At 61.2% G+C, this 15354-nt stretch carries 14 protein-coding genes; 9 read left to right on the plus strand and 5 right to left on the minus strand.

The genetic code is table 11. The features are described 5' to 3' along the window. Positions 1-82 precede the first annotated feature (82 nt). From F2P46_RS28190 to F2P46_RS28205, 4 genes are all read left to right on the plus strand, one after another. Complete coding sequence (locus F2P46_RS28190; RefSeq protein WP_166896498.1) at positions 83-655, plus strand: hypothetical protein; 573 nt, start codon at positions 83-85, stop codon at positions 653-655. Positions 656-658: 3 nt separating this feature from the next. Next, positions 659-1033: a hypothetical protein gene (locus F2P46_RS28195; protein WP_166896500.1), complete on the plus strand. Its 375-nt coding sequence runs from the start codon at positions 659-661 to the stop codon at positions 1031-1033. A 248-nt stretch (positions 1034-1281) separates the two neighbouring features. Then, positions 1282-1854, plus strand: a complete 573-nt coding sequence (locus F2P46_RS28200; RefSeq protein WP_166896502.1) for a hypothetical protein — start codon at positions 1282-1284, stop codon at positions 1852-1854. A 90-nt stretch (positions 1855-1944) separates the two neighbouring features. Next, complete coding sequence (locus tag F2P46_RS28205) at positions 1945-2235, plus strand: hypothetical protein (protein ID WP_166896504.1); 291 nt, start codon at positions 1945-1947, stop codon at positions 2233-2235. A gap of 19 nt (positions 2236-2254) precedes the next feature. Here the strand turns inward: F2P46_RS28205 and F2P46_RS28210 are convergent, their stop codons facing one another. Continuing rightward, a complete protein-coding gene (locus F2P46_RS28210; RefSeq protein WP_166896506.1) occupies positions 2255-3250 on the minus strand; it encodes a DUF4424 family protein in 996 nt (331 codons plus the stop codon). Here F2P46_RS28210 and F2P46_RS28215 point away from each other — a divergent pair. Beyond that, positions 3249-3422 carry a hypothetical protein gene (locus F2P46_RS28215; protein WP_166896508.1) on the plus strand — a complete coding sequence of 58 codons (174 nt, stop codon included), beginning with the start codon at positions 3249-3251 and terminating at the stop codon, positions 3420-3422. The two genes, F2P46_RS28210 and F2P46_RS28215, sit on opposite strands and share 2 nt — an antisense overlap. A gap of 278 nt (positions 3423-3700) precedes the next feature. On the opposite strand, the gene F2P46_RS28220 is transcribed toward F2P46_RS28215, so the two are convergent. Continuing rightward, the gene (locus tag F2P46_RS28220; RefSeq protein ID WP_166896510.1) at positions 3701-4807 is read right to left on the minus strand and encodes an alkene reductase; all 1107 of its coding nucleotides are present in this window, start codon (positions 4805-4807) and stop codon (positions 3701-3703) included. 220 nt (positions 4808-5027) lie between these two features. Between F2P46_RS28220 and F2P46_RS28225 the strand changes: the two genes are divergently transcribed. After that, positions 5028-8366, plus strand: coding sequence for a DEAD/DEAH box helicase (locus F2P46_RS28225; protein ID WP_166896512.1), 3339 nt, complete (start codon positions 5028-5030; stop codon positions 8364-8366). Between the two features lie 75 nt (positions 8367-8441). On the opposite strand, the gene F2P46_RS28230 is transcribed toward F2P46_RS28225, so the two are convergent. Next, on the minus strand, positions 8442-9290 hold the full coding sequence (locus F2P46_RS28230) for a hypothetical protein (protein ID WP_166896514.1): 849 nt from the start codon (positions 9288-9290) through the stop codon (positions 8442-8444). 545 nt (positions 9291-9835) lie between these two features. Here F2P46_RS28230 and F2P46_RS28235 point away from each other — a divergent pair. After that, positions 9836-10510, plus strand: a complete 675-nt coding sequence (locus F2P46_RS28235; protein ID WP_166896516.1) for a hypothetical protein — start codon at positions 9836-9838, stop codon at positions 10508-10510. On the opposite strand, the gene F2P46_RS28240 is transcribed toward F2P46_RS28235, so the two are convergent. Next, positions 10507-11793: a site-specific DNA-methyltransferase gene (locus F2P46_RS28240; protein ID WP_166896518.1), complete on the minus strand. Its 1287-nt coding sequence runs from the start codon at positions 11791-11793 to the stop codon at positions 10507-10509. The two genes, F2P46_RS28235 and F2P46_RS28240, sit on opposite strands and share 4 nt — an antisense overlap. Positions 11794-12135: 342 nt before the next feature. Here F2P46_RS28240 and F2P46_RS28245 point away from each other — a divergent pair, with 342 nt between their 5' ends. Both F2P46_RS28245 and F2P46_RS28250 read left to right on the plus strand, forming a co-directional pair. Further along, positions 12136-13935 (plus strand): hypothetical protein, encoded by a 1800-nt coding sequence (locus tag F2P46_RS28245; protein ID WP_166896520.1) that lies wholly within the window; start codon positions 12136-12138, stop codon positions 13933-13935. 361 nt (positions 13936-14296) lie between these two features. Beyond that, complete coding sequence (locus F2P46_RS28250; protein WP_166896522.1) at positions 14297-14674, plus strand: hypothetical protein; 378 nt, start codon at positions 14297-14299, stop codon at positions 14672-14674. Between the two features lie 162 nt (positions 14675-14836). On the opposite strand, the gene F2P46_RS28255 is transcribed toward F2P46_RS28250, so the two are convergent. Further along, on the minus strand, positions 14837-15354 hold a 518-nt coding region (locus F2P46_RS28255), incomplete at its 5' end, for a GIY-YIG nuclease family protein (RefSeq protein WP_208296806.1).

A 15354-nucleotide genomic window follows, 5' to 3' on the forward strand; every position in this document is an offset into this window, starting at 1 on the left:
ATATTAAATATGCTAGCTTGACAATTTTGCCAGCACGGAAGATATCGCTGTGCCCTGCAAGCGTTCACTTAAAAGGATCTGTATGACGATTCGCCCGATGGGCCTGATTTTTGCCGTGACGCTCGCCGCCAGTAGCGTGGCATCCGCCCGCACCGGCATGGAGAGCATGTACTCCAACCTTGAGGGGCGCTCGTGTAAAAAAACGGTCCTTGAAGAAACTACCGACGCGCATATCCTGAACTGCCCTGCTGTCGGCAAGTTCACGCTCCAGGTGCTCACCGACGATGGCCGCAGCACGGTCAATATCGTCAGCCCAGAAAAGAAAGTGTTCGAGTTGCAGTACGAGAAAGTGGTCACCGAAGGATTTGCCTGGCTGGGCAAAAAAGCGGAATGGCGGGTCACCAGGCGCAACGGCAAGATTGTCCCGGTCGCTTTGATTGTGAACGTGAACGGCACCGACCAAACCGATTTGGGGCGTCCCAAGCGCGTGCCATTGCTGGCCGTGGCGCAGATCCGCGAGACTGAAGCATGCGTGGTGAAAACGCTCAGCGCCGGCTCGGCTGCCGCCAACGCCCAGGCCAGGGTCATTGCCGACGGTCCGGCACTGCCTTGTCTGAAAGCCGTCGGTCGCCCTCAACCGTTAAAAAAAGGATAATTTATGGGTCTAAAATCATTGGCGTGCCAGCCGGCATTGGATGACGCAACCAAACTGTGCCCAAAACGCAAGCGTGGCAAAGACGGCATCCTGGGCGACGCCGCGCACATGGCCAGGAAGAGCGACCATAACGATGGCAATGCGTTCGACCTGACCCATGATCCCGACAACGGCGTCGATTGCAACTTTTTTGCCAAACTCGCGCTGCTCGACCACCGCACCAAGAATGTGATCTGGAACAGGCGGATTTTCATTGTCAGGGAAGGCCGCTGGAAACCGTTTCTCGGGGTTCCGCACGATGAGCACATGCATGTGTCGGTCAAGACCGAGTTGCGCGATGTCGCCGCGCCGTGGCCCTGGGCGTCGATCGAATCGTAAGCGCCTGACGCCCCGCCAGGGGTGATCCTGCCGATGGCCGGCCCGCGTGTTAGCGCGTGCCGGCCATTTTCTTTTTCAGGCGCGCTTGCCTGTGACCTGCACGCGTCAATTTTCTCTTGTTTCAGAAAGCATCTTTATGTCTACGCATATTGCATGATAATATTATTAATACTAAATCTGCCAACTTGTCGTTTCCGCCAAACGGGGCGGTACGGCTTGGCCTGCAAGCGCTCAATCAAAGGACATGTATGACTATTCGCCCGATGGGTCTGATTTTTGCCATGGCGCTGTGCGCCAGTGCCGGGGTGTCTGCCCGGACCGGCATGGAAAGCGTGTACAGCAACCTGGAGGGCAAGTCGTGCAAGAAAGTCATCGATGACAAAACCACCGGCGCTTACACCTTGACCTGTCCGGGTGCCGGCAAGTTCGCGCTGCAAGTGCTCGACGACGACGATCGCAGCTCGGTCAATCTCGTCAGCCCGGAAAAACACGTTTTCGAGCTCGATTACTGGACCGTGGTCACGCCCGGGTTTTCCTCGCTGGGGAAAAAAGCGGAATGGCGCGTGGCCAAAATTGACGGCAAGATTGTTCCGGTCGCCTTGATCGTCCGCGTCAACGGCACCGATCAATCCGATCCCGAGCATCCGAAGCGCGTGCCCCTGCTGGCCGTGGCGCAGGTCCGCAAGACCGAAGCGTGCGTGGTGAAAACCATCGGCGCCGGCTCCGCCAACGCCAACACCGAGGCGCGGGCGATTGCCGACGGCCCGGAACTGCCCTGTTTGAAATCCCTTATGCCCCCCAACCAGTCGAAAAAAGGATAACGTATGGCCCAGCCATCATTAGCATGCAAGCGAGCACTAACTGACGCAACCTCACTGTGCCCGAAGCGCAGCCGCATCTCGGACGGCCTGATGGGCGACTCCGCGCACCAGGCCAGGAAGAGCGACCATAACGACGGCAATGCGTTCGACCTGACCCATGATCCGGACAATGGCGTCGATTGCAATTTGTTCGCCAAGCTCGCGCTGCTCGATACGCGCACCACCTATGTGATCTGGAACCGGCAGATTTGCAATGTCAGCGATGGCCAGTGGAAGCCGTATCATGGCAAAAACGGTCACACGCATCACATGCATGTATCGATCAAGGCCGCCTTGCGCAATGTGGCCTCGCCGTGGCCCTGGGCGTCGATCGAATCGTAAGCCGGCGCCGGCCAGCCGCTCATTTGGCCAGCACCGGCATCACGCCGCTGCTCTCCGATGCAGCGTCGATGTTGCCGAAGTAGACCTGCAGATCGTCGGCCGGCTGGAAATTCGACAGGCGCACCTGGAAGGTGTTGGCGTCGATCTTTCTGAACGTGCCGGGGAAGCACAGGCTGACGATCTCCGCCGGATGGCGCTTGATCACATTGAGCGTAAAGTCGTCGATGCCGCGCTTCCAGGTATTGCCGGTCTTGAGGATGTACGACACATGCTCGGCCGGCACCAGGCGGTCCGGGGTGCGCGCCGCCAGTTTCTTCCAGGTGCTGAGGAACTCCTTGTCGGCGCAGTAGGTTTTTGCGACCTCCGCATTCATGCCCCATTCGCCGGGGCCGCCGGACACGAACGGCCGGTACGCATGATGCACGCGCACTACTTTCCCGGCCGGGAACACCTGCTTCCAGATGTAATTCACCTGCACCTCCCAGACCGGCCCGGTGTCGCCGTCGGCGCCCTGCTCGAGCAGATTGAGGCTGCTCAGTTGCTGGCGCTGTTTCGCCGTCAGCGGCGCTACCTTGGTTTTTGATGCGAAACTGCTGTTGAAGGCAATCTGGGCGTCGCTCAGGCCGAGCTTTTTGAGCTGGGCAGTGATGTCTTCTTTTGCGTGCAAGGCAATCACGCGGGTGCTGAAGCCGACCGCCTTGCCATCGACCTTGATCGAAAACTCCGCCGGCTGGCCGTAATACGTGTCGCTGTCTTGCTTCATGGCCTGATAGGCGGGCAGCGGGAACACGATTGTTTCTTCCAAATCACTCGACGATTCATTGACGAATTCGTAGTCCACGCTGATCAGGCTGCGGCTAACGTTGAGCACTTCCTTTTTCATGGCAATGGCGTCGGTCTTGCGGAACACGATGCCGCCGGCGCTGACGCCGGCAATGCCGTCGTTGGCCAGCGCGAGGACGGGAAGAAAGAGGGCGGCGAGGGCGGCTGTGCGTGGCGTTGTGAGTCGTGTCATGGCTGTGTGCTTTTTCGAGGGCGAGGGACGGCGGCGCAAGATTGATGAGATGGAAACTATATCGGAAACTGACGGTGGTGGTGGCGGTGTTCTTCTGGCGCGGATTTTTCCTCGACGCGGCAAGGCCGGCCGCAAAGTGACGCCGGCGGCGCGCCATCTGCTCCTTGCGTGACCTAACGTACGGACGAGATCGCTTTTAGAAGGCATTCTGTCTACATCGACACCGCACAACTTCTACAGGAGCACGATCATGGGTAAATATGTCATTGGCTGGATGCTGGGAATTCCGACCGTCGTACTGGTGGTTCTGTATTTCATCTTTAACTGATACAGCAAGGCCTGGCCATGAAGCCGGGCTGGACAGAACGATGTCCTGTCGCCGCAACTGAAAACGCCACCCTCGGGTGGCGTTTTTGTTGGTCAGCGGGCGGCGATGGCTTGCACCATCATTCAGGCGGCCTGGGCGAGGGTCGGATAGTCGGTATAACCGTGCGCGCCGCCGCCGTAGAAGGTCGACTGGTCCGGTGCGTTGAGTGCGGCGCCGGCGCGGAAGCGCTCGACCAGGTCCGGGTTGGCCAGGTACGGCCGTCCGAAAGCGATGGCGTCGGCAACCCCGCTGGCGATCAGCGCGTCGCCCTCGGCGGCCGTGTAGCCGCCGCAGAAAATGAGCAGGCCGCCGAACGCGGCGCGGATCTGGCGCCGGAACGCATCGCTCAGTTCCTCGCCGCCGGCCCAGTCCGGTTCGGCGATGTGCAGGTAAGCGATGCCGCGGCGCTGCAATTCGGCGGCCAGGTACAGGGCGCTTGCTTCGGCTTCCTGGTCGGCGATGTCGTGGCCGACGAAATGCGGCGACAGGCGCACCCCGACGCGCCCGGCGCCGATGTCGGCGATGGCCGCGTCGACCGCTTCGAGCGCCAGGCGCGCGCGGTTTTCAAGCGAGCCGCCGTAGGCATCGGTGCGCTGATTGGTGTTGGTGGACAGGAACTGTTGCAGCAGATAGCCATTCGCCGCGTGGACCTCGACCATGTCGAAACCGGCGCGCCGGGCCCGGGCGGTAGCCTGGCGGTATTGCGCGATGATGCCAGGCAGTTCGTCGGTGGCCAGGGCGCGCGGGGCGCCGGTCGGCACGTTGGCGGGGGTGCCGTCGGCTTGCACGACGAAGCATTTGCTGGTGGCCGCAATCAACGCCGAGGGCGCGACCGGGTCGGCCCCGCCGGCCTGCAACAGCGGATGCGATATGCGGCCCACGTGCCAGAGTTGCGCCGCGATCCGGCCGCCCCGCGCATGCACGGCAGCGGTGACTTTTTCCCAGCCGGCTTCCTGCTCGTCACTGTAGATGCCGGGCGTCCAGGCATAGCCCTGGCCTTGCTGCGAGACTTGGGTGGCTTCGGAGACGATCAGGCCGGCGCCTGCGCGCTGGGCATAGTATTCGGCATTCAAATCGGTCGGGACATCGCCCGGCTGGCCTGCGCGCGAGCGCGTCAGCGGCGCCATGACGACACGGCTGGACAGGGTGAGTGCGCCAGCCTTGACGGGCGATAATAAATGGTCGTACATACGTTCTCCTGGAGCGGGAAGGTTGGATAGCAAACAGCGCTAATTCGTTCGAGTTGAATTAGACCGGTCGTCTAGTGTAGCACTAAAAAGAAATCCGGCAGGCCGGGTGCGCCGCTGGCGTGTCCGGCGCCGGGAACCATCGCATCGCGCGCAAGTCTTATAGCGGGAGCGGTGCGTACCCTGCGATAATAGCGCCTAACTTTCCGAACCCTTACCTGCCATGTATCTGCCTGCTTTCGACGACGACGACATTCAAGAAAATACCGATGAGGCGACCTACGCGCGCGGCAGCGATTACTTCCGGCGCGGCAAAGTGTATTCCTGCGGCGTCGACGGCAAGGACATCGTGGGCACGGTCGGCGGCAGCGGCCGCCGGGTCTACGAGCAAACGATCGAGATGAGCGAGGATGGCGGGCTGATGATCGATGGCAGTTGCAGCTGTCCAATGGAATACAACTGCAAGCACGTGGTCGCCGTCCTGCTGGCGTATTTGCGGCGCCAGGATGCGCAAGCACCGTCCGCGCCGGCGTTGCCGTATGCCAGCACCGCCTGGCTCGACCGGCTTGCACGGGCGGCCGCTGCGGCCGATGTCGCCGATGCGGGCAAGCCGCCGTCGCAATTGATCTTCGTTTTCGTTCCATCCAAGCAAAATAGCGGCTTGGAACTGGCGCTCTGCCGTTCGCGTCCGCGCTCGGGCGGCGGCTACGCCAGCGCCAGCGCGATCACGCATGGCTACGAGCTGGTCGCCGAAGCGGCCAGTGGCGGCGCGCAGGGCGAATTGATCCGCTTGTTCCTCGCCTTGCGGGCCGACGCCGATGCCTACGGCGCGGTGGCCCAGCCACGCGGCGCGCTCGGTGCGCAGTTGCTCGTGCAATTGCTGGATCAGGGCCTGCTGCTGCGGGCCGGCTCGCGCAAGGACCTCAAGGGCAAGATGCGGCAACTGACACGCGGTGCGCGGCGCGCCGCCGCGCCAGCCTGGCGCAACACGAACGGCATCATCAGCCTGGCCTGGGAAGGCGAGGGCGGCCCCATCGACACCATCCTGCCGACCGATCCTCCGATGTACCTGCATGACGACGAGGTGGGCGAACTCGACTTGCCGGCGGCGCTGCGCGGCTTGCCCACGGCGGCCCTGTTGGACCTGGTCCGGCAGGCGCCCAAGGTCGAGGCGGCCCAGGCGGCGCGTCTTGGTACTGAAATGCAAGCCCTGCGACTGGAGCACCTGATTCCGCCGCCACCCGTGATCGGGATGACGCTGCGCCGCGATATCCGGCCCACTCCCTATCTTTTGCTGGGAAGCATGGAGCGCGCCACCCACGGCGGACGCGCATCGGCCTGGCACGATTACGCCGTGCTGGCCTTCGATTACGACGGCAAGCGGGCCTCGGCCGACCCCAGCCAGCTGCTGATACGCACGAGCCCAAGCGGCAGCGAGCAGATCGAGCGCGACGGCGGCGCCGAGACGCTGGCCCATGCCACGCTGGAAGGCTTTGGCTTTCGGCCCAGCAGCGCGCCCGCGCTGAACCGTTTTGTGGGGGCGCTGGAGTTGCCCGACAGCGAAGCCTGGCTCGAATTCGGCCGCGCCGGCCTGCCGGCCCTGCGCGCCCAGGGCTGGCTGCTGGAACTGGCGCCAAGCTTCCGCTTCGACGTGCGCGCGATCGACGACTGGTACGCCGATGTGGACCCCGGAGGCGAGGGCAATGCCTGGTTCGAACTGGAACTGGGCATCGTGGTCGAGGGCGAGCGCGTGCCCCTGTTGCCGATCCTGTTGCAACTGATCCGCAGTGCGCCCATGGCGTTCGATGCGCAGGCGCTGGCGGCCCATGCCGACAGCGACGTGCTGATGGCGCGCCTGCCCGGCGGGGCGAGGGTGGGCCTGCCCTGGAGCCGCATCCGGCCGATCCTGAGCACCCTGGGCGAACTGTATTTTCTGGAGCGCATCGGCAACGCCATCCGCCTGCCCAGCCTGGACGCGGCCCGCCTGGCCGAGCTGGAAGCGGGCGCCCGCCTGCGCTGGATCGGCGGCGAACGCTTGCGCGCCCTCGGCCAGCGCCTGGCCGGCTTCGACGGCGTGCAAGCGGTGGCGCCGCCGCGCGGCCTGCAAGCGACCTTGCGCAGCTACCAGCAAGAGGGCGTGGCGTGGATGCAGTTCCTGCGCGAATTCGGCCTGGCCGGCATCCTGGCCGACGACATGGGCCTGGGAAAGACCATCCAGACGCTGGCGCACATCCTGCTGGAAAAGGAAGCGGGGCGGCTGGACCGCCCGGCACTGGTTGTCGCGCCCACCAGCCTGATGGGCAACTGGCAGGATGAAGCCGCGCGCTTCGCGCCATCGCTGCGCGTGCTGCTGCTGCATGGGGCAGACCGAACAGAACGCTTTGGGGAGATGGCCAACTGCGACCTGGTCCTGACCACCTATGCGCTGCTGCCGCGCGACGAGGCGGCCTTGCTGGGGCAAGAGTTCCATCTGTTGATACTGGACGAGTCGCAATACATCAAGAACCACCGCAGCAAGGCAGCCGGGACGGCCGCCCTGCTGCGCGCGCGCCATCGCCTGTGCCTGACGGGCACGCCGCTGCAAAACCACCTGGGCGAATTGTGGTCGCAATTCCACTTCCTGCTGCCGGGACTGCTGGGCGACGAGAAGCAATTTAACAGCGACTTCCGCAAGCCGGTCGAGCGTGATGGCGACGCCGGCCGCAACGCTTTCCTGACGCGCCGCATCAAGCCGTTCCTGCTGCGCCGCACCAAGGACCACGTGGCCAAGGAATTGCCCGCCAAGACCGACATGCTGCGCGAAGTCACCCTGGCCGGGGCGCAGCGCGACCTGTACGAGACGGTGCGCCTGGCGATGGACAAGAAGGTGCGGGCGGCGATTGCCAGCAAGGGCGTGGCGCGCAGCCAGATCGTGATCCTGGAAGCCTTGCTCAAATTGCGCCAGGTGTGCTGCGATCCGCGTCTGGTGGCCATGAGCGGCGCGCACAAGAGCGCCGCGCCGTCGGCCAAGCTGGCCGAATTGACCGGCATGCTGGAAGAGTTGCTCGACGAGGGCCGCAAGATCCTGGTGTTTTCCCAGTTCACCAGCATGCTCGCGCTGATCGAAGACGAACTGCGCGCGCGCAATATCCCCTACGCCTTGCTCACGGGCGACACCAAGGACCGCCGCGCGCAGGTGGCGGCGTTTCAGGACGGCAAGGTGCCGGTCTTCCTGATCAGCCTGAAGGCGGGCGGTGTCGGCCTGAACCTGACGGCGGCCGACACCGTGATCCATTACGATCCGTGGTGGAACCCGGCGGTGGAGAACCAGGCCACCGACCGCGCCTGGCGCATCGGCCAGGACAAGCCGGTGTTCGTCTACAAGCTGATCGCCAAGGACACGCTGGAGGAAAAAATCCAGGAGATGCAGCATCGCAAGGCGGCGCTGGCCGGCGCCGTGCTCAGCGGCGGCGATACGCAAGGATTGCAGATTACCCAGGAGGACTTGCAGGGGATATTCGCGCCGCTGGAGGTGGAGGCGGCGCCGGCATCGGCGCGGCGTGCGCGGATCGTCAACGCTTGAGGCAGCATGAGATGAGGGAGGTCCTGCATCCTGCGCGACGCCCTATGTCCTCGTCCTGTCATCGGCCCCGAGGAGCTATGCGGCAGCGGCCCAGGCTTGAATTTTCAATGCCACCTCGGCAGGATCGTTATGCGAAAACTGGGCGACCCCGGCCTCCTCGATCTCATTCAATAAATCGATGGTTTTTTTTGATGTCAGCACGTCTGCCGGTGTGTTTGCCTCGGGAAGAACGACAAAAAGCGCCGGTTGCGCCTGCCGGTCGGACAGGTTGTGGGCTCGTGTTACCTGGAGCAGCGAAGAGTGGATATGGCCGTGAATAGTCGAGAATAATGCATATCTGGCGGAGACGATATTTCCGTAACTCTGGCCATTATTGAGCGCGATCGATAATTTCCTGGTCCCGATGACGATGGATCGGCCGGGAATGAAGGGATTGAATGTGTCCTGTGCGGACTTCACTGCCCTCATCGTCGTCGTGTAGGCCCACTCGTCATCCATCGGGCTATCCCGATGATGACTGTCTTGCCATAGCGCGCCACCTTGCCGCTTCAGCAAGGTCGTCAGTTCAACATCGATGTCGTGTGTTGCCAGATAGCCGCAAGGGATCACGCGCAAATGCGGCGAGCCGCTGTCGAGCGTCTTCAATACTGCGTGATAGCTGGAGCGGATAGCGATTTCAGACCCTTCGAAAAGATCGCGGGTATCGGATGAGGTAATGGCATCACCGTACAGGTGGCTGAGTTTGGAAAGTGACGGGAGCCATTTCGGATGCAGTTGCGCCTCACCGTCAATCGCTGCCGCCACGCCAACGATAAATTCTTGTTGGCTACCCAAGTCGGGACGAAACGCAATAGTCGCCCATTCACCGGTCAGCAATGGTTCCGGTGATGGAGTTGCTCGCTGCAGAAGTTCCAGAAAGTTCATCAGATTAGCCTTTCGCAACTGGTGGCAAACGCCGGTCCCGTTGCGCGTCCTCGCATATATTCTACAATCGTATCGATATCGTCGGCGTCCAGCAAGCCAGGGAGCATGGCTGAAACGTGGGCCAGAATGGGGTGCCAGCTCGATTGCGCATTTTAATACTCCATGAGCGCTGCTGCACGCCATGCGGCCAATTGTGAGCCGTTCAGAAAATTCTGTGCGAGGATCGCCAACTCGTTTCTGGGATTTGGGTCAGGCCATGAAGTATGCCAATACTTGCCGCCACCTACGCAACCTTGATCGATGGCCAAGTATTTCAAGTCGTCGTCGTACAAGAAATTACCTTCATGCCGGTCATTGTTGCCCGTAACATGATCTACGGTAGCAAGTCTGAGGCAAAAATGACTTTTGTAAAATGCGTCAGTTTGCTTTCTTGAGAAGCTAAACAGATTCTTGCCTGCCCCATCGGCGCACAATGTCAATCTACCCCGCCATCGAGCCCAGAATCGGTACACTGGCTGGCATTGAAAACAGCTGTCGAGGCCGGGATGCGTACGATGGATTTCAGTTCATGGCAAGGAGCGCTGACGACCATCGCCGGCCTGGCGGTGTTCACCTTGCTCGGGGTGGGCGTGCGCATGCTCATGATGCAGACCATTCAGCAACGGCGCGAGCGCATGAACCGCCAGATCAACGAGCGCCTGAAAACGCTGATGTCCGCCTATCGCACCCTGGGCGGGTCGTTTACCGGGCAATTGACGGTCGATCCAACCCACTTGCGCGACGTGCGCCAGGGCACCCCTGGCGCGCCGGAAGAGGCCGGCGCGGCCGAGGGACCGGCCAGTTCCGATCGCTCGCGCCGCATCCGTGACGCGGTCGAAGCGGCCCTGGCCGATATTCTCCTGCTGGGCACCGAAGAACACTGCCGCCTGGCGGGCCAGGCCGCAGCCGACCTGGCCGCCGGCCGTCCCATCCACACGGCGGACCTGGTCATCTCGCTGCGCAGCTTTATCCGCGCGGCGCTCGACCTGGGGCCGGTGCCGGGCGATGTCATCATTCCGTTGCAGGGGCCGACGCGCGCTGCGGCTGGCGCCGGCCGTGGCAAGGGTGACGCCAACCGGGGTGGCAACAAGGGTGCGGGCATGGAGATGCAGGGAGGCGGCGCCGGCCCGATGGACATCGCGCCCGGCATGGGACGCAACGATGGCGGCCAGGCCGGTTAATGGCGCGCTGCGGGGACCAGGGTGCAGAAGCGAAATCCGCCACCGCCAGTCCATCCGACGTCGGCGCTCACGCCCGTCCTGTCGCCAGCGATGACCGTTATCAACCGGGCAAGGCAATGGGTGCGCGCCTGCTCGCCTTGTTCGATTCCAATATAGCCGCGTCCGGTTTTATGCGCGACAGCCGCCGTCGAGCCCGAGCCTGAGAACGGGTCCATCACCAGGTCTCCGGGCCTGGAAAACAGATCCAGCATTTTCTTGACATAGGCTTCAGGCTTCTTGCCGGATCGGAAATCGACACCGCCTTCATAGCGGCAATTTCCAAACTGGGGCGAGAAGTCGTAAAAATTTTCGATGGGCAGTTCCGCGTCCTGAACCTCCAGGCTGCGTTTGTCGGTCGGGACACCTTGAAAATACTTGCCTTTGGAGGCCGACGCTTTCTTTGGCCCGGTTAGATAGCGATAGCCGAGACCGTCATCGCCGATATTGGCTACCTTGTACAGCGCGCCGGCGCCATCCTCGTCAAAACGGCCCGCGAGGTAGTCGCGGAAGAAGCGTCCGGAGGAGTTTCCATCGAGAATAGACCCGGACGCCCATATTTCCTTTAACCCATCAACGTGGCCTGCCACTTTGTTGATTTCGTACTCTCCCGGCCGGAACACTTGCACCGCCTTGCCTCCGAGGGTGGTGGAACGGCCTTGCGCCAACTCGACAATCTCGAAGTTGAACTTGTCGAAGCCTTCGGTCTGAATCGATGGCTTGTAGGGTTTCGCCGCGCAGGAACGGCGGTATACCAAGGCCTGCTCAATCTGCTTGTGATACGCCATGTCGGACTTCAATGTCTTGGACGTGTATCTCACCTGGACATACATCGACGTTTGGTAGTGTGAACGGCCGAATATTTCATCCATCAGCACTTTGGCGTAATGGCTTTCAGCATCGTCAATGTGAAGAACGATGAAGCCGTCCTCGCTTAACAGCTCGCGCAGCAGGACCAGGCGCGGATACATCATCGACAGCCATTGGCTGTGCTCCAACTTGTCATCGTAATGCTCGAACGCGCTTTGGGTGTTGTAGGGCGGATCGATGAAAATGCATTTGACCCGGCCCGCGTACAAGGGCATCAGGGCTTTGAGCGCCAGCAAGTTGTCAGCCTGAATGAGCAGATTGCCGGCACAGGCGCCTGTGATATCGCCGTGGACAGACTCCTGCTTGAGCAAGTGGCAGGGCGCCTCGTGGGTGGCCGCCTTCGCTTGATTCTTGTTTGCCCAGTCTAAAAACGGCATCGTTTGCTCTTTCTTTTCTTTTTGGGGCAACGGGCGACATGCCGGCGCCCCCTCACATCAGACTGATACGGAGCCGGCGGATGGGCTGCGCAATCTGCTCGCCAGGCACTCTGGCGTGGCAAGGGTAACGGATACGCGCAGAGCGGACAAGCTCGCGCCGACCCGGAACAGGGCGAGGCGATCAGGAAGAACGATACGGGAATATGGCTTCCATGATGTGGGCCGGCATCAATGGGACCGGGCAGACCACGATGTCGTGGTATGTTTTGCTTGTGAGGCACACAATTGCAGGCCCTGCCGCCATGCGTGCAGGCTGCTTGGGTAAGCGGCGCTTGAAAGGGCTTGTTGCAGTCCGCTGTGGAGTTCCGTTGGCGTTCCCGCTTCTTTGCAATTTCTAACATTCGGTGGTTCTGCGTGGGTCATTTTCTTTCCGTTGTGTTCCAGACCATCCGACGTAATCTGTTTGTATTCACGTTCATTGTCCTCGCTCTCGTTTCCGCAAAATGGATCCGCAGCGAGTCGATGCACGTTCAAAGCATTGTGAAGGACGTTCCGGCGCTGCGCGCAGTGCAAGAGGATGTGAACGACCATCAGGCGACGCTCGCCCAGCGAATTGCGCGGCAGGTGGAGCAATTGTCCGGGGCGACGGTGCAGCAGCTCGATGAGCAAATCCGGGTCCTCGACAAGGACATCAGCCTTCAGCAGCGCGAGCTCGATCATGTATCGCTCGCGTCCGATGCATTCAGGGGCGCCGATGGGATAGTGGAACACGTAAGGCAGCAGGCCATGCGTGGCGCCGAGATCGAACTGCGGCGCCAGGCGAAGGCGCATCTGCTCGCCTTGCGTTCGCACATTGTGGTATTGGGCAACCGGCAGGCTGCGCAGCACACACTCGAGCAACTTCGCCTCTCGCATGTGAAAATTTACGCGGCTTACCAAAGCAGGCAACAGGAACTGGCCCATAGCCAGGCGGCGGGAGGTCTGCTCGTCAACCTTCCCTTCACTGAGCCATACGAGCGCGTGCAGCAGTTGGAGAGGGCAGTCAACGACCTGCGCGCCGCGAACAGGAAAGCGTACAAAGATTTTTTGGTGCAGCAGGCGCTGCTTGAGCGGATGTCGCTTCCCACCCCGATCGCCGCATTCCGGGTTGATGAACAACGCCTCGTCATGATCAGCGCGCCGCTGCGGGAGCGGCTGCGCCAGGCGGAGGGTCTGGCGGCGCAGAACCACGTTTGGCAAGCTTACCAGGCCGTGCGTCCGGTACTGCCGGTGGCGGCCGGTGTGCTGATCGGATGGTGGCTGGTGCCGGCCGCCATCCGCACCTTCTTCTATTTTGTGCTGGCGCCGCTGGCCGCACGCAGGCCTGCGATTGTGATCGGTAAAACACAGGGAACCGCGCCGGCTTCACCTTCCGCCAACGTGCGGCGAGCTCGTCACAGCTCAGTCATTTCTGCGGTATCCCAGAACGTGGTCTTGGCGGCTGGCGATGACATGCTCATCCGTCCGGACTATTGCCAGAGTCAGCCCGCAGGCGTCGACGTCACGACGACGTTGCTGTTTAGCTGGCGTCACTGGCTTACCAGCCTCGCCGCGCACTTATGGATGTTGAAGCGGCTTCGTACCGCGCAGCCCGCCGATGTGGTGGTGTCGTCCACGGTCGACGCACTCGATGAAGTCGCCCTTCTCGAGATTGCTGCCGGAGAGGCGATCGTGCTTCAGCCACGCGGGCTGGTCGGGATGATCTGCAAGGCCGGGCAGCGCCCCACCATTCGCAGCCACTGGCGCCTGGGCACCCTGCATGCATGGCTGACGCTGCAGTTGCGTTACCTCGCTTTTGAAGGACCGGTCACGCTCATCGTCAAGGGCTGCCGTGGCGTGCGGCTGGAAAGCGCCTTGAGCGGCCGGATCATCAGCCAGGACGCGACTTTGGGTTTTAGCGTCAATGCTATGTACGCCACCGTCCGTGCTGACCCGTTTATTCCTTATCTGAGGGGGCGGCAGGCGCTTTTCCACGATAAATTCAGTGGGCAGGATGCCTACTTCCTGTACGAGGAAGTACCGCGCAATGCGCGCCCGGGCGGGCAACGGCATAATCCCCTGGAAGTCGTGCTCGATGTGGGCTTGAAGGCTTTTGGGATCTAGATTCTGTTTGCGATGAGGACGCAACAGGCTGAAGTCTTGCGCATGGTCATCACCACGAGCCCATGCCGCAGCGAGCGCGAAGCCTCTGTTGATCGCAACTAATATTTTTGATCAGGAGGAAGTCATGGCTACGTCCGCTGGCACGCGGCGTTGCCAACTCAATCATGAGCAACACGCATTCGACGCAAAATGACCGTCGCGTCTTCATGCCGGGCTTTGTGCCCCGTCGGCGCGAAGAGAGTCCCCTTTCTGAAAGACCAATGAGAACGATGCGCACATATACCTTGGCTGCTTTGCTGGTGGCGCTTGCTGCGCCCCCGGGCATGGCTGGAACGAATGCGGGCTCGGCTGTGCTCGGACGGTGGACGGAACGGCTGGCGCGCAGGAAACCACGTCGCTATCAAGCGACGATGTCGACAAGCTGGTCGGTACCGATTTCGTTGTCACAGCTGAGTCCGTGCAGTTCGCTGGCGAAAAATGTGACAAGCCAACATTCAAGCAGTCTCGCCACAACACAACTAACTTTTTTTGGCGCGAGTTCAAGTTTGATCCGCGCAGCATGCGCTTGCCCGATCCTGTCACTGAAATTGCGATAGATTGCCTCGCGCCTTCTCCAATCAGCTTCGTCTATGTCAGGGATAAGCGGAACATCGTCTTCTTCTGGCGCGGATTTTTTCTCGATGCAAAGCGGGAGAACGGCAAAGAGGACAAGCCGCGTGCGACGCCATCGCGTCCCTGACTTGCCCCCACAGGGTTCATGTCGGGCGGGGCGGCGGCGAAAGAGGACCCATTCTCGAGCCCTATGCCCGCGTTGGAGAGGTGCATTCCAGTTGAGTGAGCATGTCGTAACTGTGCACAAAAAGCCCAGCCCACAGTGGGCCTTTGCCTAAGTACCATTTCACTATCCCTCTTGCAAACCTGAATGAATTTCGTTGTGAATCGCGACAACCTTATCAACGAACGGAAGGCACTTTTCGGTGAAGAACTCGCGCGATCTATTGATGCGGTATGGGTCTAGCAGCTTGTGAAGAGACTGCTCCAGCTCGTAGTAGTTCTTCGTCTCGATGTCCTTCATGACACGGAACCGGAACGGTACGCCAGTGGTGTAGAGCTGGCTAATACGATTTTCCACGGTACCAGTTGTAATGCCTATCTTGACGATTTCTTCACCGCCCTTCGTGTAGAGCGAGGTCCCCAAAACGTACAGCCGTCCAATGCCAGCTTCCAGCTTTTCCAAGCTCTCCGTCTCTATCTCTTCGTCTGGCAAGTTCACTTCCTGGGCCGCACCTGGTACTAGCCTGAATGTTTCATGAACTGCCAGTGCGTTGCTGGCTGGACGATACGAAACCTCGTCGGCAGTGTTTTCGATGGTCGCGGGTAATGGATGCCCTACCCGATTGAACGGGGCATCGAATGGAG

Source organism: Massilia sp. CCM 8734 (assembly GCF_011682155.1).
Classification (GTDB): domain Bacteria; phylum Pseudomonadota; class Gammaproteobacteria; order Burkholderiales; family Burkholderiaceae_D; genus Telluria_A; species Telluria_A rubra.